The sequence below is a fragment of the Thalassotalea loyana genome (assembly GCF_030161435.1).
Taxonomy (GTDB): domain Bacteria; phylum Pseudomonadota; class Gammaproteobacteria; order Enterobacterales; family Alteromonadaceae; genus Thalassotalea_G; species Thalassotalea_G loyana.
Map to the genome: position 1 here is coordinate 1117220 of NZ_BSSV01000001.1, position 18113 is coordinate 1135332.

The 18113-nt window shown below is 39.5% G+C and carries 19 protein-coding genes; 17 read left to right on the forward strand and 2 right to left on the reverse strand.

Going from position 1 to position 18113, the window contains the following annotated elements:
• Positions 1-41 precede the first annotated feature (41 nt).
• From QQK05_RS04925 to QQK05_RS04935, 3 genes are read left to right on the forward strand one after another with little or no spacing between them, the layout of a single operon-like run.
• Complete coding sequence (locus QQK05_RS04925) at positions 42-1871, forward strand: 2OG-Fe(II) oxygenase family protein (protein WP_284296356.1); 1830 nt, start codon at positions 42-44, stop codon at positions 1869-1871.
• On the forward strand, positions 1868-2758 hold the full coding sequence (locus tag QQK05_RS04930; protein WP_284296357.1) for a class I SAM-dependent methyltransferase: 891 nt from the start codon (positions 1868-1870) through the stop codon (positions 2756-2758). The genes QQK05_RS04925 and QQK05_RS04930 overlap by 4 nt, the downstream gene beginning before the upstream one ends.
• Positions 2751-3914, forward strand: coding sequence for an aspartyl/asparaginyl beta-hydroxylase domain-containing protein (locus tag QQK05_RS04935; protein ID WP_284296358.1), 1164 nt, complete (start codon positions 2751-2753; stop codon positions 3912-3914). Before QQK05_RS04930 ends, QQK05_RS04935 begins: the two co-directional genes overlap by 8 nt.
• Here QQK05_RS04935 and QQK05_RS04940 read toward each other — a convergent pair.
• Positions 3911-5746: a tetratricopeptide repeat-containing sulfotransferase family protein gene (locus QQK05_RS04940; protein WP_284296359.1), complete on the reverse strand. Its 1836-nt coding sequence runs from the start codon at positions 5744-5746 to the stop codon at positions 3911-3913. The genes QQK05_RS04935 and QQK05_RS04940 overlap by 4 nt on opposite strands.
• 107 nt (positions 5747-5853) lie before the next feature.
• Between QQK05_RS04940 and QQK05_RS04945 the strand changes: the two genes are divergently transcribed.
• The 8 genes from QQK05_RS04945 to QQK05_RS04980 all read left to right on the forward strand — a co-directional run bounded on the left by QQK05_RS04945 (position 5854) and on the right by QQK05_RS04980 (position 12603).
• The gene (locus QQK05_RS04945; RefSeq protein ID WP_284296360.1) at positions 5854-6570 is read left to right on the forward strand and encodes a 2OG-Fe(II) oxygenase; all 717 of its coding nucleotides are present in this window, start codon (positions 5854-5856) and stop codon (positions 6568-6570) included.
• Between the two features lie 17 nt (positions 6571-6587).
• A complete protein-coding gene (locus tag QQK05_RS04950; RefSeq protein ID WP_284296361.1) occupies positions 6588-7277 on the forward strand; it encodes a 2OG-Fe(II) oxygenase in 690 nt (229 codons plus the stop codon).
• 368 nt (positions 7278-7645) lie between these two features.
• A complete protein-coding gene (locus QQK05_RS04955) occupies positions 7646-8425 on the forward strand; it encodes a DUF3450 domain-containing protein (protein ID WP_284296362.1) in 780 nt (259 codons plus the stop codon).
• The gene (locus QQK05_RS04960) at positions 8425-9774 is read left to right on the forward strand and encodes a MotA/TolQ/ExbB proton channel family protein (protein WP_284296363.1); all 1350 of its coding nucleotides are present in this window, start codon (positions 8425-8427) and stop codon (positions 9772-9774) included. Before QQK05_RS04955 ends, QQK05_RS04960 begins: the two co-directional genes overlap by 1 nt.
• Positions 9774-10298: a MotA/TolQ/ExbB proton channel family protein gene (locus QQK05_RS04965; protein WP_284296364.1), complete on the forward strand. Its 525-nt coding sequence runs from the start codon at positions 9774-9776 to the stop codon at positions 10296-10298. Before QQK05_RS04960 ends, QQK05_RS04965 begins: the two co-directional genes overlap by 1 nt.
• A gap of 12 nt (positions 10299-10310) precedes the next feature.
• Positions 10311-10712, forward strand: coding sequence for an ExbD/TolR family protein (locus QQK05_RS04970; RefSeq protein ID WP_284296365.1), 402 nt, complete (start codon positions 10311-10313; stop codon positions 10710-10712).
• A 2-nt stretch (positions 10713-10714) separates the two neighbouring features.
• Positions 10715-11332 (forward strand): energy transducer TonB, encoded by a 618-nt coding sequence (locus QQK05_RS04975; protein WP_284296367.1) that lies wholly within the window; start codon positions 10715-10717, stop codon positions 11330-11332.
• A gap of 2 nt (positions 11333-11334) precedes the next feature.
• Positions 11335-12603: a tetratricopeptide repeat protein gene (locus QQK05_RS04980; protein WP_284296368.1), complete on the forward strand. Its 1269-nt coding sequence runs from the start codon at positions 11335-11337 to the stop codon at positions 12601-12603.
• A gap of 63 nt (positions 12604-12666) precedes the next feature.
• On the opposite strand, the gene QQK05_RS04985 is transcribed toward QQK05_RS04980, so the two are convergent.
• Positions 12667-13623, reverse strand: coding sequence for a tRNA-dihydrouridine synthase (locus QQK05_RS04985; RefSeq protein WP_284296370.1), 957 nt, complete (start codon positions 13621-13623; stop codon positions 12667-12669).
• A gap of 136 nt (positions 13624-13759) precedes the next feature.
• Here QQK05_RS04985 and QQK05_RS04990 point away from each other — a divergent pair, with 136 nt between their 5' ends.
• The 6 genes from QQK05_RS04990 (at position 13760) to QQK05_RS05015 (ending at position 18056) form a co-directional block, all read left to right on the forward strand.
• Positions 13760-14215, forward strand: coding sequence for an HvfA family oxazolone/thioamide-modified RiPP metallophore (locus tag QQK05_RS04990; RefSeq protein WP_284296372.1), 456 nt, complete (start codon positions 13760-13762; stop codon positions 14213-14215).
• 161 nt (positions 14216-14376) lie between these two features.
• On the forward strand, positions 14377-14499 hold the full coding sequence (locus QQK05_RS04995; protein ID WP_284296373.1) for a hypothetical protein: 123 nt from the start codon (positions 14377-14379) through the stop codon (positions 14497-14499).
• A gap of 10 nt (positions 14500-14509) precedes the next feature.
• Entirely contained in the window at positions 14510-14893 is a 384-nt protein-coding gene (locus QQK05_RS05000; RefSeq protein WP_284296375.1) for a response regulator, read from the forward strand.
• A 54-nt stretch (positions 14894-14947) separates the two neighbouring features.
• On the forward strand, positions 14948-15493 hold the full coding sequence (gene apt / locus QQK05_RS05005) for an adenine phosphoribosyltransferase (RefSeq protein ID WP_284296377.1): 546 nt from the start codon (positions 14948-14950) through the stop codon (positions 15491-15493).
• 8 nt (positions 15494-15501) lie between these two features.
• Positions 15502-17673: a DNA polymerase III subunit gamma/tau gene (gene dnaX / locus QQK05_RS05010; RefSeq protein WP_284296378.1), complete on the forward strand. Its 2172-nt coding sequence runs from the start codon at positions 15502-15504 to the stop codon at positions 17671-17673.
• 56 nt (positions 17674-17729) lie between these two features.
• Complete coding sequence (locus tag QQK05_RS05015; protein WP_193023743.1) at positions 17730-18056, forward strand: YbaB/EbfC family nucleoid-associated protein; 327 nt, start codon at positions 17730-17732, stop codon at positions 18054-18056.
• Positions 18057-18113: the final 57 nt, after the last annotated feature.

Sequence of the window (18113 nt, forward strand, 5' to 3'; positions counted from 1 at the left end):
CAATCGTGTGAACGATAAGACGCTCTAACAATAAAACTAGAATGACTAACTCGCTACAATACCAAGTAAACCAGCTTGCCAGCTTACTAAATCAAAAAAATTATACTCAAGTAATCGTTGAGGTTGATAAAGCGCTAATTGCTTACCCAAAGGCTGATGTCTTATTTCACCTAAAAGCGCTTGCGCTTAAGAATATAGGTGACTATGAAGCTGCAGTCGTGTGTTTTGATGAGTGTTTGCGTTTGAATTCACGTCAGCCGGAAGTGTTGAATAATCTTGGTAATACCTACAAATTATTGGCTGTATTTGATAGGGCTATAGCATGTTACTCAAATGCGATTAAGCTTAACCGAAATTTTATTGACGCAAGACGAAACATTATTCTTGCATACCAACAAGCAAGCGATTTTGAAACTGCGCTCTCGGTTGCTGATGAGACTTTAGTCGATTTTCCAAATGATGTATCGGTGTTGACATCCAAGGCCAATATTCTCAAAACGTTAGACCGTTACCAAGAAGCCATCCACGGTTATCAGCTCGCACTGCAAATTAAGCCAAACTATACAAATGCATTGCATAACTTAGGATTAGCATATAAGTCAATTGAAGAACACCAATCTGCTATCGCTTGTTTTACTCAGGCCATACAATCATCGCCCAACGTAGCAGAAATTGATTTTAGTCTGGCGAATACTTATTTCGAACTGAACCAATATCAATTGGCAGAACAGTGCTATTGGTCTGCCATCAATAAGAAGCCAAATTATGTTGAAGTACATACAACTCTGAACGAATTTTATTGGCAACTAGGGAAACATCAGGAGTTTTGCCGAAGTTATCAAATGGTGTTAGCCAAGTATCCTAATTTACCAGAACTTACCTCAGCATATGTTTCACAACTATTTTCAGCAGGTGCTGATCAACAAGCTAAAGCGGTGCTTGAACAGACGCCAGATGTATTAAAACACTATCAGCTATTAGCGTTGTCGGCGAAAGTAGCGATTGTGGATGAACGTTACGATGATGTAACAGGTTTATATGGTAAATCTTTAGCGCTTAAATTTGATGTTGATAACGCGCTTGATTACGTTGAGTTCTTAATAAAGCAAGAACGTTATCATGATGCGTTATTGATAATTGAGGATATCGAGAAAGTTGAGCCATATCATCAGTTAAATATTGGATTTAAGTCCTTATGTTGGCGATTGCTCGATGATAAACGTTACGACTGGTTGTGCGACTACCAGCGCTTTGTTAAGCCATTTTTACTTCCTGTGCCAGCAGGTTATAAAGATCTAGACGAGTTTCTTATGGAACTGGAAAAGGCATTGTTGTCGATGCACGATAAAGTACACGAGCCGCTCAAACAAACGTTAAAAAATGGTACGCAAACACCCGGGCGATTACTGCATAAACCCGTGAAAGTGATCCAAGAGCTTAAACAGTCTTTAGAGCAAATTGTAAAACAGTACATCGAAGAGTTGCCAGACGATAATTTACATCCGCTATTAAAACGAAAGTCAAACCAATTTAAATTTAGTGGCTCTTGGTCTGTGAAATTAAAGCCTAATGGATTTCACGTTAATCATGTTCATCCTGACGGATGGCTAAGTTCAGCCTTCTACATCAAAGTCCCTGATTTTAGTGAGCATGAACAAGCAAACGAGCATGCTGGAGCAATTAAATTTGGTGAATCGGGAATAGGGTTGGGGCAACGTGAAGTCGTCGAACGAATAATTCAGCCGAAGGCAGGCCAGCTCGTATTATTCCCATCATATATGTGGCACGGCACCTATGGATTTAGTGGTGACGATGATATTTATCGAATGACATCGCCGTTTGATGTTGTTCCAGTAGTAGGTAAGGTATGAGTAACGCACAGTCGTGGACCCATTATTGGCAGCAAGGCCATGTAGAGAGTTGTATAGATAATCAATCCTCGGATAACAACGAACTGAAGCGTGCCTGGCAAACCTTCAGTGCCTTAATTACGCCTGAGGCATGTGTAGTTGACCTAGCAACGGGCAATGGTAGTGTTCTTAAGAAACTGGCGGAATTTAAACCGCATGCTGAATATGTAGGTGTTGATTATGCCACGGTTGATCCGCAGTGGGCTATTAATGTAAAAAATGTCAATTTTATCAGCGATACCTCGATTGATGCGTTACCGTTCTCAAATGAAAGTGTGGACATAGTTACGAGTCAGTTTGGCTTTGAATATGGGATGAACGCTAACGCTATCAAAGAGTTAATCAGGGTGTTAAAACCTCGGGGTTACTTCCAACTGATAATTCACCATGAACAGAGTGAAATTGTCCTACCAGCAAAACGCAGGCATCACGAAATAGATCTTGTATTAGCTCCAAACTCATTGGTTGAAGCGATAGAGAGATATTTAGGTGGGCTTATTGATGCCCCTGCGCTGGAAAGCACAGGTAAGACATTTTTAGAGAAAAACCAATCTACCTTATCCCAGTCTATCTCTGGTCAGTGTTTTAGTGTCATCAACAAGGCTGTTGAGCTTCAGTCGAATAATGATCTTTCGAGTGCAGTTCAGTTAGTTGCAAGATTAAAGGACAGCTTAGTTAAAGAACTTGCTCGGTTAAGCCATTTGATAACTGTTGCTCAATCAGAACAAAAGATAGATTGGTTGGCGGAGCAGCTTAATAAAGGTCAGATAAAGGTTGAGATAGCGCAGTTGGAAACGAATGAGCAACAAATTTTAGCTTGGGTTGTAAAAGGCCAAAAACATGAGTAAAAACGATACCTTAGATCGCGCAGATAAATATTTTGAGCAAGGTATTTATGATAAAGCGTTAGTGAATTTAAGAAGTTACTGTCAATCGGCGCCAGATGATATTGAACAATGGTTTCGCTTAGCGATAAGTGAAGAACAGCTTGGTACCAAAGAGGGGACAGAAAGTGCTTATCAACACTGTCTAAATCTCAATGTAAATTATGTAAGACTCTACTTATTTGCTGGTATGTTTTTTTTGAATACCCAGCGTCAGCAAAAGGGCTTAGCATTATTATCACTCGGGTTTGATATCGACCCATCAATGATTTATTGGTTCCAAAATGAAACTTTGGATGATCAAGTGCGTGGTAGGTCATATTACGCTGGACTTGCATTGAGGAACCATTTTACAAAATTATCGAGCATTAAGCTTTCAGATAAAGGAAATTGCCGAGGCGCTATTTGGCCTCAAACTCATAATGAACCATGGCAATACAAGAACGCTAATCAAAAACCTCATTTGTTTTATTTGCCAGCGTTGAAAGCACAGCCTTTTTGGCCAAATAGTAACTTTAATTGGACCGATGAATTTTTAAGTCGGTTTGATGAGCTACAGGGTGAGTTTTCTGAAATTATTGAAGATATCGAAGCGTCTGGCGAACCTTATGTCGATAAAAACTTTGCTGATAAAAGTTTTGAGAAACTTGCAGGCTCTAAAAACTGGACGGCGTTGCACTTATTTAAAAATGGTGTAGAAGATACGTCTTTGACGTCTAGAATGCCAATTTTAAATAAACTATTAATGAAGATAGATTTATACGGATTAGATGATAAACCCTACGAAGTATTTTTCTCATTACTTAAAGCCGGCCAACATATCGTACCTCATTATGGTTTATCTAATCATAGTTTGACGGTACATGTTCCCTTTGTTGTGGGAGATTCAGGTAAGCTCACGGTAGACCATATTGCTAGAGAATGGCAAAAAGGAGAATCACTTGTTTTCGATGATTCTTTTGAACACGAAGCCATTAACACATCAAACCAAGACCGTGTTGTATTAATCTTTTCTATATGGCATCCAGACCTAACACAAGATGAGCGAACAGCTATTCAAGCGAGCTTTAATGCAAGACAAGATTGGCTGAATAGTCGCTCTCAGTTGATAAAAAATTAATACTTATCGGACAGCTGCGTATACGTTTGGCTAAAGACTTTCATTTCCTCATTATAGTGGGCTGAAAAGCCGATCTTACTTTTGTTGATAGGCTTTCTCACTTGCGTTTCACTAAACGTATAACTTGCGACATTCTCCTTGTGAAAGTTGAGGTATTCGTCTTTCCAGTTTAAGCCAAGGGCCTCGAACATTGCAGAAAAGGTGTTATTCGGTGTCGAAGCTAAGTCTTGATAGCTGATATCAATGACTTGATCAGGGAAGCTTCTTGACCAATGGTCCATAAGGCTGTTGGCATAGGCAATAGCATGAGCGATATTCACCAAGTCGCATGAGTAATTATGCTGTTGGTTAAAAAACTGAGAATATATAGACAGTGCTAAATCTTGAGGGGCACGTCTCATTTGTATTACTTTAGCATTTGGAAAGGTCGATAAAATCGCACCCACATACCTAAAATTATGAGGCATTTTGTCTACGCTAATTTTTGAAGGTAATTTATTAAATGCCTTGTAAAACTCACCGTGTTTTTTTGCATTGTCTACAAGCCACTGATTTAATGAGTCAGGTGATAAGTTTTCATCATAAAGTTTATTCTCAAACAGCGTTGCAACCGCATTGCTTTCACCACAACTTGAGGCTTCAGCCATTTGACTTAATACACGGTTTACTAATGTTGTTCCTGAGCGTGGCATGCCGACAATAAAGAAGTGCTCGGTTTGCTCACTGTGCAATGGGCAAGGCGGATAATTAATCGACTTGATATGATCAAACGTCTTTATTTGGGTGTTAGGATTGTATACATTATTTTCTGCCTTAAACCGCTCAGCTTGTAACTTATTGGCTTTATCAAATGTATTGAAGGCTGCTTGAAACTGTTCGTCTTTTTGTTGGGCTTTTGCAAGAGTATACAAATTATGTTGTAAGTCATAACTATAGACGCTCGTGTCTTGTGTATAGGCTTTAAGCGACTCGATACATTGTTGATTCTCTTTGTTATCACCTAAGTCTTGAATGACTTGCCATGCAAATTCTGCCTCAGGTTTTAATTGAATGCCTTGGTATGCTGCTTTTAACGCGGCAGGCTTATTATTTTCGAGGCGGCAAACTTTGCACTCAATTTCAAATCGAGTAATAGATTGGTCGTTGAGAGAAATAGCAATGTCTAGATGTCGACGGGCATTTTTTAATTGCTTTGCCATCAAAAACAAATCAGCAAATTTAAGCTGAATCATACTGTTGTTTGGTGCCTGATCAACGATCGCTTGAAAGGCGGTAATAGCCTCATCGTATTTATCTAGTTTCGCTGCGCAAATTGACAACACCTGAAGAACAGCCTGTTCGGTTGGAAATTGTTGATACAGTGATTTAGCAATCGTGTAGCCATCAAGCCACTGTTCTAATTGGATGTATGCGTTACAACGAATTATTCTACCTTGTGGCGTTGATTCAGGGGTGACATTGAGACAAAGTTCGCTTAACCCTAACTGGAATGCGATTTGGCCTAAATGTGTTTTTACCTTGTCATCCGTAGGGGATAGCTTGACAGTATTTGCTAAGGCCACCTTTGCAGCGTCAATGTCTTTATCTGCGATTAATGTAAGCAGGTAGTTAAAATTAATGTCAAATGCCTGCGGCTCAGACATTAATGCTTTCTTAAATAATGACTTAGCATCTTTATAGTTGCCTTGTTGATGACTTAACGTAGCAAGGCCATATAGTGCATCAACATTATCTTCTGAATCGAGAATCTGTTGGTATAAGGCTGATGCTTTTGCTAGCTGACCTTGTTGATGTGCTAATTCAGCTTGAACAAGAATTTGAGACGAAGACATAGATAAGAATACAGACGTTTTGATTAATTTTTTTAGATGATACTATAAGCCAACTATATTATTAACGATTTATGATTTAAATCGCTTTCAACGCTAAAAATAACAATATGACGTCTTTATCTCTTCAACAATCAATGCCTCCGGTTTCACTTATAGAGTCATTCAAAGCAAATGGGTTTGTTAAAGTAAAACAAGCGTTATCGGATGAATCTGCAAGTGTTATTCATCAACATATACAAGCGCAATCGTTGTGGAACCTAGTTTTTGATGCAAATGGAAAACATCAAGACCTTAATAACCAAGAAGTAGCGAATTGGACGGATAAACAAAAGCAAGAGCTCGAAAACATCATTTATCAACAGGCAGAGAATGGATTTCAGTACCACTATGAAACGATTCCGCTTTTTGACATTTATCAGAACAATTTAATGCCTGGCCACTTTTTTAACAGCATCATTGAGTTTTTGAATCAAGAATCAACATTGCGCTATTTTCGCGAGTTACTATCCGCACCTGACATTGCGTTTGCTGATGGTCAGATTACCCGGTTCAGTGCAGGTCATTTTCTCAATGTTCACAATGATGATGTGGAAAAGAAAAACCGAGTGGCAGCATATGTCATAAATTTAACGCCTGAATGGCAAGCAAATTGGGGGGGAGCTTTACATATATTGGACGAGAATAATGCCATTAAACAGAGCTTTTTACCTACTTTTAACGAAATTAATATCTTTAAAATACCCGTTGACCATTACGTTGGTTTTGTAAGTCCATTTGCGACTAAGTCAAGGCTATCAATCACTGGCTGGTTACGTCGAAAATAACAATAAAGAAATACAACATGCAGATAAATATCGAAACTATTGACCCAAAGAGCTTAACTGAAGAATTTGCGACGAAGGGATATGTTCGCATTGATAATTTCCTATCCAATGCTGACGCCGAGCAACTTGCAGACTATTATCAAAATACAGTGGAGTTTACTAACGCGTTTTTCACTGATAACCACAATCGTGAAGCGACGGATAAACAAATTGGCGCATTACCCGTTGAAGAGAGGCGAAGACTGTTTCGCGCAATTCAGCAAAACGCAGCACAAGGTGTAGGCTTTTTATATGGGCGAAAGAAGGTTGAGACGACAGATCAAGATCTAACAGGTCAACTGCTAAGCGCAATGAATGCGGAAAATATCGTCAGTATAATCAGTCAAATTACAAATAAGCCAGAGCTTAAATATGCGGATGGCCAAGCTACCCGTTATCGTGTTGGCGACTTTTTAACAAGGCATATAGATAACTTAGCCGGAGAAACTCGTCAAATTGCGTACGTTGTTGGATTGACAAAACAATGGCACCCTGATTGGGGCGGGCTATTACAATTTTTTGAACCAACAGGTGAACCAACAAACAGTCTTTCGCCAACATTTAATAGCTTAACGTTATTTGATGTTAATAAAGTTCACTCCGTTACGTCTGTAGCGAGTTTTGCACCACAGCAGAGGTTTTCATTAACAGGGTGGTATAGAAAATAAAATTGTATTATAAATAAACACTTGAATAAAAATCGATAGATTACATTTGACTTACTACGAAGTAATTAGTAAAACATATAAACACAAAAATTGGGTTAATGGGAATTTCGGCACGATTTAGTTACTCTAAAATTGAATGTATTGGTTGATAAATAATCATATCAACTGAATATCTAAGCACAAAAAGCTTGAATTTATTTTTTTTATGTAAATTGGGCTATCTTTTTAGATCTCATATTGACACTTTGCGTGTCGTTTGGGACTATTGCGTGGTTTTATTCTAGAGAAACTAAAACTTAAGGCAGATTATTCTATTTGCATTAACAAAATATTTGTTATCAAAACTAAATAACAATTGGTTGGGAACTATGTCCAAATTAAGTAAAAAAAGCCTTATCGCTTCAACGATAGCTGGCGCGTTAGCACTTACAGCGAGCAACTTTGCTGCAGCTGATGCTTTAAAAGATCTTCAAAATGAAGAAGCAAAAATTGTAAAAACTTCAGCGAAATCTCAAAACAAAATCAACAACATTTACGAGCAAACGCAAGAATTACTTGCTGAGTACCGTAACGTTGTAGACCAAGCAGACGTTTTAGAAGGTTATAACGACCACGTACAGCGTATGGTTGACGACCAAAATGCAAACATTGCATCTTTAGAGCGTCAAATCGCTGGTATCGACAAAATCAAACAAGGTGTTGTTCCTTTAATGTACAAGATGATTGATACATTAGAGAAGTTTGTTCAATTGGATGTTCCAGTAAACCTTGAACCACGTATGGAGCGTATCGCAGCTCTACGTGACGTAATGGCTGATTCAAACGTTACTACTTCTGAGCAGTTCCGCTTAGTATTAGAAGCTTACGAAATTGAAGCTGGTTACGGCACAATCTTTGATGCTTACCAAGCTGAGTTAGATTTAGGTGATAAAACTATCACTGCTGATTTCGTTCACATGGGTCGTGTTGCATTAATCGCTCAATCTTTAGACTACAAACAGTCTTGGGTTTGGAACAACGAATCACGTTCATGGGATGAGTTAGGTGAAGAGTACAACAAAGGTATCACTGATACTATCCGTATGGCTCGTCAACAGTTACCTATGGACTTAACTAAATTACCAGTATTCGCAGCAGGAGCACAATAATGAAAAAAGTAATGAATTTCGTATTACTTGCTGCATCTTTGTCAGCAGGTTTCGCATCTGTTTCTCAAGCAAACGAGCTTGACGACTTATTAAAACAAGTTAAAGCGGATCGTATTTCTGAAGCTAAGTTAGACAAAAAGCGTGAATCAGAGTTTTTATCTGCACGTTCTGACAAACAAGCGCTTTTAAACAAAGCTAAAACACGTTTAGCAAACGAGCAAGCTCGTAACACGCGTTTAACTAAAGAATACGCAGCTAACGAAATCACGTTAGCACAAAAAGAAGTTGAATTAGACAACGCACAAGGCACATTAGGTGAAATGTTCGGTGTGAGCCGAGCAGCTGCTGCTGACGCATACGGTACAATCTCTACTTCAATCGTAAGTGCACAATTCCCAGGTCGTGGTGAAGCGTTAGACCGCATCGCAAACGCTAAAGAAATTCCTGCATTAGAAGACTTAGAAGAGTTATGGTTTGCATTACAAACTGAAATGACTGAGTCAGGTAAAGTTGCTAAGTTCTCTGCTGAAGTTGTTCAGTTAGACGGTACTAAAACAACTGAAGATGTTACTCGTATCGGTAACTTCAACATTGTTTCTGCTGGTGGTTTCTTAAACTACAACGATGAAGTTGGTCAAATCCAACCTCTAGCTAAGCAACCAGCTGGTTACATCTCTGCAACAGCAGCTGATTTCTTCAACACATCTTCTGGTTACGCTGGCGTATTCCTAGATCCATCACGTGGCGCTATCTTAGCACTAGAAACTCGTAAGCGTACGCTTATGGAATTCTACCACCAAGGTGACATCGTTGGTTACGGTATTACAGTATTATTAGTAATTGGTTTATTAATCGCATTAGAGCGTATGATCGTGTTAGGCGCTATGACGTCTAAGATCAAAGCTCAAGAGAAAAACCTTGATAACCCTAACGAAAACAACCCACTTGGTCGTTTATTAAAAGTTTACCAAGAAAACAAAGGTGCTGATGCTGAAACATTAGAACTTAAACTTGATGAAGCTATCTTACGTGAAACACCTCGTGTAGACCGTGGTATCAACTTAATCAAGATGTTCGCTGCTATCGCTCCTCTAATGGGTCTATTAGGTACAGTTATCGGTATGATCATGACGTTCCAAACAATTACGTTATTCGGTACTGGTGACCCTAAAATTATGGCGGGTAACATCTCATTAGCACTTGTTACTACTGCATTAGGTCTAATCGCTGCATTACCACTTATCTTAGTTCACTCTATTGTTGCTGGTAAGAGCAAGTCGGTATTACACAAGTTAGACGAACAATCTGCTGGTTTAATTGCTTCAATCGCAGAGAAGGAGTCTAAATAATGCTTTTCCTGATAGAGTTATTAGATTCTGTCAGGGGCTTTATTGCGCAAGGCGGTAATGTTCTTTACATCGTCGCCTTTGCACTCTTTTTGATGTGGATCTTAATGATCGAGAAGTACTGGTATTTAGCCTCTGTTTACCCTAAAAAGCGTGATGACATCATCAAGCGTTGGGACGCACGTACAGATACTACTTCTTGGTATGCACATCGAATCAGAGATAAATGGATCTCCGAAGCGACAGAAGAACTTGAGAGTCGTATGATTACGATTAAAACGTTAGTGGCAATGTGTCCACTAATCGGTCTACTAGGTACTGTAACGGGCATGATTGGCGTATTCGAAGTTATGGCTCAACAAGGTACTGGTAACCCACGTCTAATGGCCGCAGGTATCTCAATGGCAACAATCCCAACTATGGCGGGTATGGTTGCAGCGTTATCTGGCGTGTTCTTTAGCTCAAGATTAGATGCAAAAGTTAACTTAGCAAAAGCTAAGTTAGTTGATAGCTTACCTCACCACTAGAGAGAGATTGGAATGGCACGTAAACGTATTCGTGAAGAGGAAGAAGCAGCGATTGATATGACGCCGATGCTAGACATCGTGTTTATCATGCTTATCTTCTTCATCGTTACCACCTCTTTCGTAAAAGAGGCTGGTATCGAAGTTAATAAACCATCTGCTGTAAACCAAACTAAGCATAAAAATGCTAACGTATTTATTGCTGTGAATGGTGCAGGTGAAGTATGGCTTGATAAGAAAAAAGTTGATATCGAACGTGTTGCTGCAAAACTTGAAAAGTTACTAGCTGAGCAACCAACTGATGTGATCTTTATTCAAGCTGATAAAGAAGCTACTCACAACAATGTTGTTAAAGTGATGGATGCAATCAAGGAAGCTGGTGTAGACCAGATTTCAATTGCAGCAGCTAAGGGGTAATTATGGTTCGCATTTTATTATCAGTTATATTTGGTGCTGCAATTACTTTTGGCTTGTTTTCATTCATGGCGTTCTTAGTACAATCTGGTGATCGTGCTGAAGAAGAAGTTCAAGAAAACATTGTTGTAGAAGTTAACAGCACACCGCCGAAGTCGGCTGCGCAGACTCGTCAAAGGGTTCCGCCACCGCCGCCTCCGCCGCCTAAAGCTCCACCTAAGCCACAAGCTCCGGAGCCGGACACAAGCAATAATAACGCAGGTATGTCTTTTGAAATGCCAGCAATTAATCTTGGCGGCGCGGATACAGGCATGGCAGCACCAGGTGCAGGTTTTGCCCGTGACGGTGATGCAACACCAATCGTTCGTATCGAGCCTAAGTACCCAGTACAAGCAGCTCGTGATGGTAAAGAAGGTTGGGTACGTCTATCATTCACAATCAATGAAATTGGTGGTGTAGAAGACGTAAAAGTTATCGAAGCACAGCCTAAGCGTATTTTTGATAAAGAAGCTAAGCGTGCACTTCGTAAGTGGAAGTACAAACCTAAAGTTGTTGACGGTAAGCCGGAAAAACAATTTGGTTTGACAGTTCAATTAGACTTTAAAATGGATGGAGGTGCGTAATCATGTTTAAGAAGTTATCTACCTCTCTTGTATTAGCCGCATCAGTGGTAGCAGTACAATTACCAATGATTTCTGATGCAACTGCGGCAACTGCTGCGGAAATTGCAGAGAAGAAAAAGAAGCGTCCAACGAACTTAGTTGGTCCAAATATCGGTAAGAAAATCCAAAAAGCATTTGAGTTATATTCTGCTGACGATTTAGATGGTTCGATTGCTATCTTGAAAGAAATCAAAGCGAAGAAAGCTTATGACGTAGCTTATGTAAACCGCTTTTTAGGTATGATGTATGCTTCAAAAGGTGATCATGAGAAACAATCAATTGATTACCTTTCAAAAGCAGCAGAGCCTGATGTACTTAACTGGGCCGACCAAGCGCAAACTTTGAAGACTGTTGCTGACTTAAATATGTCAATTCAGAATTACAAAGAAGCAATTAGCTATTACTACGCTTGGATGGAGTTCAGTGGTGAAGAAGACGCTGATGTTTGGACGAAAGTTGCAAACGCACAGTACTCTTTGAAGCAGCTTGATAAAGTAATCATGCCTGCAGATAAAGCGATTGCACTTTACGGTGATAAGCACAATCAAAACCCTTATGTTTTGAAAGTTACTTCATACTATGAACGTAAAATGTACCCAGAAGCGATTGATGTTCTTGAGACTGTTATTCAGATCTTCCCAGAGAACAAACAATGGTGGACTCAGTTAGGTATGTTCTACTTACTAGTAGAAGATTATCCGAAAGCGCTTTACACGTTAGACTTAGCCTATAAAAAAGGTTACTTGGAAAAAGAAGCTCAAATTAAAACGTTAGCAAACTTATTCCAATCTAACGGCGTACCATTTAAAGCAGCTAAGCTTTTAGAAAAGCACATGAACTCAGGTTTAGTTACTCGCGATGATAAGAACCTTATCGCGTTGGCGAATGCTTACCATGCAGCGCAAGATATTGCGGATGCAGCTAAGATTTACGGCCAAGTAGCTAAAATGACCAATGATGCTAAGCATTACCGTAAGCAAGGTATGTTATTAAAGCAAGACGAGCAATTCAAAACTGCAATTGTTGCTTTAAAGAAAGCGTTAGATTTAGGTGTTAAAGACGTAGGTCGTGTTCAAATGAGCATTGCTGAGTCTCACTTCTACCTAGAAGACTACGCAAATGCTTACAAAGCGATTAAGTTGGCAATGAAAGATCCTAAGACGCGTAAATCAGCGAAGAGCTGGGAAGGCTTCATTAAGGATACTGCGACTCGTAAGGGTGCAGAAATCTAGTTGCTAAACTAAGCGATATAAAAAACCAGCCTTTGGCTGGTTTTTTTATAACTAAAATTAGGGCTACTTTGTGATTAGATAGCGATCTAAGCACTGTAAAATATCGTCTTTTTGATGAAGGTATTTCAATTCATCAAATATCAGCTGTGCAATTGGATATTGTAGTCGAACATATTTGAGCCATTGTTTTAACCGGCTTGATAAGTAGTGCTCCTTCACGCCTTCTGGAACCTGGTGACAGAAATGAATCAATAAGTGAATCAGCTCGTCATTTGTCATTGGTTGTTCATCAAACTTTACAACGTTGGCTAGGTTTGGCGTGGCAAGAGCGCCACGACCCAACATCAGGCGTTTAGTTTTTGAGGTATGGATACATTTTATTGCATCGTCTCGTTGCCATATTTCGCCATTTGCGATGACGGGCGTTGTGATTTGACTCGTTGCTTGACCGATATATTGCCAATGAGCAGGTGCTTTGTATCCTTGCTTTTTTGTTCTTGCATGTATCGCGAGTGTTGACGCTCCCGCTGATTCTACCGCTGACAGGATCTCGTTGAATTGCGCTGTGTCCTCCCAGCCAAGCCTGATTTTAGCGCTAACCTCTAGGTTATCAGGCACGGCTTCTCTACATGCGTTGATTATTTGATAAATGACTTCAGGGGTTTTTAATAGCATAGCGCCCCCTTTACTTTTATTTACCGTAGGTGCGGGACAACCAAAATTAAGATCTACCCCTGGTGAGCCTAATTCAATTGCTCTTAATGCATTTTCAGCAAGCCACTGAGGGTGTTGCCCAAGTAGTTGTACACGTACTGGCGTACCGTTAGGCGTTTTGCCATTGGTTAGAAGTTCTGGGCATATTTTCTTGAATACATGCTTTGGCACTAACCCTTTCACAACTCTGACAAACTCTGTTACACAAAGGTCGTAGTCGTTAATAGAGGTTAATAAATCACGCATTAATGCATCTATAACCCCTTCCATAGGAGCTAATATTATTGGATTTTCTTGCAGTATCATTAAGTTAGAATTAAATTTAAATATGAGTTTCGGAATTTTTTTAATAAAGGCTGAAATTTTATCATACTTACAAAGGTCAATTTAAAGACTATTATTAAAATAGCTATAACCTATAAAGTTCATTAAGGAAATTTCAATGAGTATTTCAAAAAAATCGTTTTTAAGCGTTGTGTTATCTACTTTAGCAATCGCGATGTTATTTACAGCGCCTGCTAAAGCTGAGTCAAACCCATTTGCAGATCAAAGCTTAGTTCAAGTTGAAACACCAGACGGCCACGGCCATGCTAAAGGCAAGTGTGGTGAAGGTAAATGTGGCGAGTCAAAAGGTAAAGCTAAAGGCAAGTGTGGCGAAGGCAAATGTGGTGAGTCAAAAGCTAAAGGCAAATGTGGCGAAGGCAAATGCGGCGAAACAAAAGCTAAAGGCAAGTGTGGCGAAGGCAAATGTGGCGAGTCAAAAGCTAAGTCTATGGCTAAAGGTAAGTGTGGCGAAGGCAAATGCGGTGAGTCAAAAGCTAAAGGCAAATGTGGCGAAGGCAAATGCGGTGAGTCAAAAGCTAAAGGCAAATGTGGTGAAGGTAAGTGTGGCGAATAGTCCATTTACTTTTTAATATTTTGTCTAATTAAAAAAGTGGCTTATGCCACTTTTTTTGATTCTAGATTTAAAAAGTTTATTTGATCTAGATCAAAAAACTGTTCATCTATTAAACATTGCGATAGAATGCGCGCCTGAATTTGCAGTAAGGAAGTAGTACAATGTCGCACAACGAAAATTTCAAAGAACAAAGTTCAAAACGTCACCTAGCTATCGCTATCGTTGCTTTGGTATCTTTCCCATTATTGCCAATGCTTATGGGCTGGTACACGTTTTTAGCTTAATCACCTATTTATGCTAAATGTATTAGTAATTGATGATAAAAAGCTTATCATCGATATGATAGAGCGCTTATTAAGCGCTCATCAAATTAATGTTCTCTCTGCTGGCAACGGTTTAGCTGCGACTGAGCTTCTAAATCAGCAAGCGGTAGATCTGATCATTTGTGATCATTTAATGCCTATTATGAATGGCATTAAATTCGTGGAAAATTATTTCGCGAATAACGACTCCCCTAAGCCGGTCATTTTTATGACCACACAAGATATCAAATCAGTTAGCCAGTTATCTGAATTAAGTCAGGTGACCGATATTTTTGCTAAACCTCTTGATTTAGAGATGCTAGAAAAACGTATTAAAAACATTTTATCGTTAAATACTACGGCTAAAGTGCTATAAAAATACCTCAAAATCTTTTATTCTACGGGTTTTGAAATTTCGACAATCGAACAAATGACTGAAAAGACAATTGCTGTTATTAAGCAAGCTATTCATACAATAGAAAACTATCCTATTGAAGGTGTAATGTTTAGAGACATTACGGGTATTTTAGAAAATGCGGAAGCCTTCAAAGCGACAATAGACCTACTAAAAGAAAAATTTTCTGACCAAGGGTTTACGAAAATTGTTGGTACGGAAGCGCGAGGCTTCTTATTTGGTGCACCTTTAGCAATTGAAATGGGTATTGGTTTTGTGCCTGTACGTAAGCCAGGTAAATTACCACGCGCAACATACGCACAAACCTATGATTTAGAATATGGTCAAGATACGCTTGAGATTCACCAAGATGCATTAGCCGAAGGTGACAAAGTCCTAATTGTTGATGACTTGCTTGCAACCGGTGGTACGATTGAAGCAACGACAAAACTGATTCGTAAATTAGGTGCAAATGCTGATTCAGCAGCTTTTGTTATTTCATTGCCTGAATTAGGTGGTGAAGAAAAACTTTCTCAATTAGATTTAAATGTTTATTCTATTCTTCAATATGAAGGTGAGTAACATTTAGCATGAGTTATCAAGTTTTAGCGAGAAAATGGCGTCCTAAAGATTTTTCCCAATTGATGGGGCAAGAGCACGTTGTTAGTGTTTTATATAATGCTTTAGACCAAGAACGATTGCACCACGCTTATCTTTTTACGGGAACTCGTGGCGTTGGTAAAACAACGATCGCCAGAATTTTCGCTAAAAGCTTGAATTGTGAACAAGGAATCTCTGCAAACCCTTGTGGCCAATGTGAAACCTGTCTAGACATTGATAACGGTCGTTATATCGACCTGTTGGAAATTGACGCTGCGTCAAAAACCAAAGTCGACGATACTCGTGAAATTCTAGATAATGTTCAATATGCGCCATCTCGAGGTCGTTTTAAGGTGTACTTGATTGATGAAGTACATATGCTATCTCGCAATAGCTTTAATGCTTTGCTCAAAACGCTTGAAGAGCCACCAGAACACGTTAAGTTTATTCTTGCGACAACAGATCCTCAAAAGTTACCTATAACGGTATTATCACGTTGCCTTCAGTTTCACCTTAAAGCGTTAACAGTTGAGCAAATTAAGCAACAGTTAAGTAAAGTGCTTGAAGCTGAAAAGGTCGATGTAGAGCCTATGGCATTAACCATGTTGGCTAAGGCTGCTCGTGGTAGTATGCGTGACTGTTTAAGTTTAACTGATCAAGCGATCGCTCAAGGACGCGGTTCAATTAGTTTTGATAACGTTCAAGCAATGCTTGGCGGGGTCGATCATCAGTGGGCGTTTAATATCCTCACGTGTTTGATTAAGCAAGATGGTCAAGCACTCATGGCGTTGTCGCAAGAAATAGCAACTTATGCACCTAACTACAGCCAGGTGCTAGCGCAAGTTATTCAGTTACTCCATCAAATTGCCCTTGCACAAGTTGTTGGGAATCACTTTGATTATACTGATGAGCAGCAAGTACTGTTTGATAAATACTGTCAGTTGATGAGCCCAGAAGATGTCCAGTTATTTTATCAAATCGCTCTACAAGGAAGAAAAGACTTATCCTTGAGTCTCGATGAACAAGCTGGCTTTGATATGGTCTTGTTGCGAATGTTGGCATTTAGACCAATGGCTAGGCCTTCGGCTCAGGTAGTATCACAGCAAGAAAGCTCAGTGGGTGATGTTGATTCTTTAATCACCTTACCGACAAGTGTTGCAACACAAAAAATTGCTGAGCCTGTGTCTGCTAGTGTTACTGAGCAGTCTGAGGTAGCGCCTGAACAAGATTATTCAGTTCATCGTTCTTCTGACGTTGTAGAATCAACACCTGAACATGAATTAGAAGTAGATGACGTTCACACACTGAATGCCGAACAAGATGAAATTTTAGCGCAAGCTACTCAGCAAGGTTTTGATAGTATTGAGCTACAAGTTGAAGTTGCTGAGCAAGTGCGTAGTGATGAGCCGATAGTTAAACCACCTCATATCGATTCGATCGCGCCTGAAAGTGATGCAGCACCTTCTCCATTAGTTGAAGCCCCAGTAATAGTTCCTGATGTTATTGATACTCAAGATGGCATTGTAGAGCAGCCACAGATGATAAGTAGTGAACCACAGGCTAACTTGTCAGAAGTCACGAGTGAAATTTTGGCGACTCGTAATATGTTACGTAGCCGAAAAAAGGGGTTAGAAAAGCCTGAAAAAAAGCTTGGTGACGCCACAGAGCGTCAAACAGTCCCTGCGTTAAATGCTACGGCAGACTTACCCGATGAGTCGGAGCTACCTGAACAGCCATATACGCCTGAGATTATAGACCCTGCAACCATTAAAAAAGCCAACCAAGTTGATAAATGGGCTTTTATGATTGATGCAATGGGGTTGGGTGGCCGTATCAGGCAACTGGCAATCAATGCGATTATTTCTGATAAATCTGATGATGATAATTTATACTTATTACTTGATCAGAATACCAAGCACTTGCAGAGTGAGTCTGCACATGAGCAGTTACAAAGTTTTATTTCACAGTACTTGAAAAAGCCAGTAACCGTTCATATAGAGATTATAGAGCAAACACAGACTGCACCGTTTAATATTCAAACGGATATTAACGAAAAGCGATTAGATTACGCGATAGAGATAATTAAAAGCGATGACGTTGTACATCGTTTAACAACCGAGTTTCAAGCTCAATTAGACGAAGAGTCGATTCAACCTCGTTAGTTGAGTGATAAATTTTACACACAGTGATAACTGTGTTGCTATTTTGGAGAAAGAAAATGATGAAAGGCGGAATGGGCAACTTAATGAAGCAAGCCCAGCAAATGCAAGCAAAAATGCAAAAGGCACAAGAAGAAATCGCTAACATGGAAGTGACTGGTGAAGCTGGTGCTGGCATGGTTAAGGTTACAATGACTGGTAGCCACAGTGTACGTCGTGTTGAAATTGATGAGAGCTTAATGGAAGACGACAAAGACATGGTTGAAGATTTAGTTGCTGCAGCTTTTAATGACGCAGTTCGCCGTGTTGAAGAAGCAAACAAAGAGAAAATGGGCGCACTTACTGGCGGTATGCAAATGCCACCTGGTTTCAAAATGCCGTTCTAAACATTATTTGTTTGAAAAAGCCGACTTTATGTCGGCTTTTTTTATGTCTACTGAATT

What these genes read in the sequence shown, in the direction of transcription:
- QQK05_RS04925 (WP_284296356.1), top strand. Translation starts at nt 42, where the DNA reads ATGACTAACTCGCTACAATACCAAGTAAACCAGCTTGCCAGCTTACTA.
- QQK05_RS04930 (WP_284296357.1), top strand. Translation starts at nt 1,868, where the DNA reads ATGAGTAACGCACAGTCGTGGACCCATTATTGGCAGCAAGGCCATGTA.
- QQK05_RS04935 (WP_284296358.1), top strand. Translation starts at nt 2,751, where the DNA reads ATGAGTAAAAACGATACCTTAGATCGCGCAGATAAATATTTTGAGCAA.
- QQK05_RS04940 (WP_284296359.1), bottom strand. Translation starts at nt 5,746, where the DNA reads ATGTCTTCGTCTCAAATTCTTGTTCAAGCTGAATTAGCACATCAACAA.
- QQK05_RS04945 (WP_284296360.1), top strand. Translation starts at nt 5,854, where the DNA reads ATGACGTCTTTATCTCTTCAACAATCAATGCCTCCGGTTTCACTTATA.
- QQK05_RS04950 (WP_284296361.1), top strand. Translation starts at nt 6,588, where the DNA reads ATGCAGATAAATATCGAAACTATTGACCCAAAGAGCTTAACTGAAGAA.
- QQK05_RS04955 (WP_284296362.1), top strand. Translation starts at nt 7,646, where the DNA reads ATGTCCAAATTAAGTAAAAAAAGCCTTATCGCTTCAACGATAGCTGGC.
- QQK05_RS04960 (WP_284296363.1), top strand. Translation starts at nt 8,425, where the DNA reads ATGAAAAAAGTAATGAATTTCGTATTACTTGCTGCATCTTTGTCAGCA.
- QQK05_RS04965 (WP_284296364.1), top strand. Translation starts at nt 9,774, where the DNA reads ATGCTTTTCCTGATAGAGTTATTAGATTCTGTCAGGGGCTTTATTGCG.
- QQK05_RS04970 (WP_284296365.1), top strand. Translation starts at nt 10,311, where the DNA reads ATGGCACGTAAACGTATTCGTGAAGAGGAAGAAGCAGCGATTGATATG.
- QQK05_RS04975 (WP_284296367.1), top strand. Translation starts at nt 10,715, where the DNA reads ATGGTTCGCATTTTATTATCAGTTATATTTGGTGCTGCAATTACTTTT.
- QQK05_RS04980 (WP_284296368.1), top strand. Translation starts at nt 11,335, where the DNA reads ATGTTTAAGAAGTTATCTACCTCTCTTGTATTAGCCGCATCAGTGGTA.
- QQK05_RS04985 (WP_284296370.1), bottom strand. Translation starts at nt 13,623, where the DNA reads ATGATACTGCAAGAAAATCCAATAATATTAGCTCCTATGGAAGGGGTT.
- QQK05_RS04990 (WP_284296372.1), top strand. Translation starts at nt 13,760, where the DNA reads ATGAGTATTTCAAAAAAATCGTTTTTAAGCGTTGTGTTATCTACTTTA.
- QQK05_RS04995 (WP_284296373.1), top strand. Translation starts at nt 14,377, where the DNA reads ATGTCGCACAACGAAAATTTCAAAGAACAAAGTTCAAAACGTCACCTA.
- QQK05_RS05000 (WP_284296375.1), top strand. Translation starts at nt 14,510, where the DNA reads ATGCTAAATGTATTAGTAATTGATGATAAAAAGCTTATCATCGATATG.
- apt (WP_284296377.1), top strand. Translation starts at nt 14,948, where the DNA reads ATGACTGAAAAGACAATTGCTGTTATTAAGCAAGCTATTCATACAATA.
- dnaX (WP_284296378.1), top strand. Translation starts at nt 15,502, where the DNA reads ATGAGTTATCAAGTTTTAGCGAGAAAATGGCGTCCTAAAGATTTTTCC.
- QQK05_RS05015 (WP_193023743.1), top strand. Translation starts at nt 17,730, where the DNA reads ATGATGAAAGGCGGAATGGGCAACTTAATGAAGCAAGCCCAGCAAATG.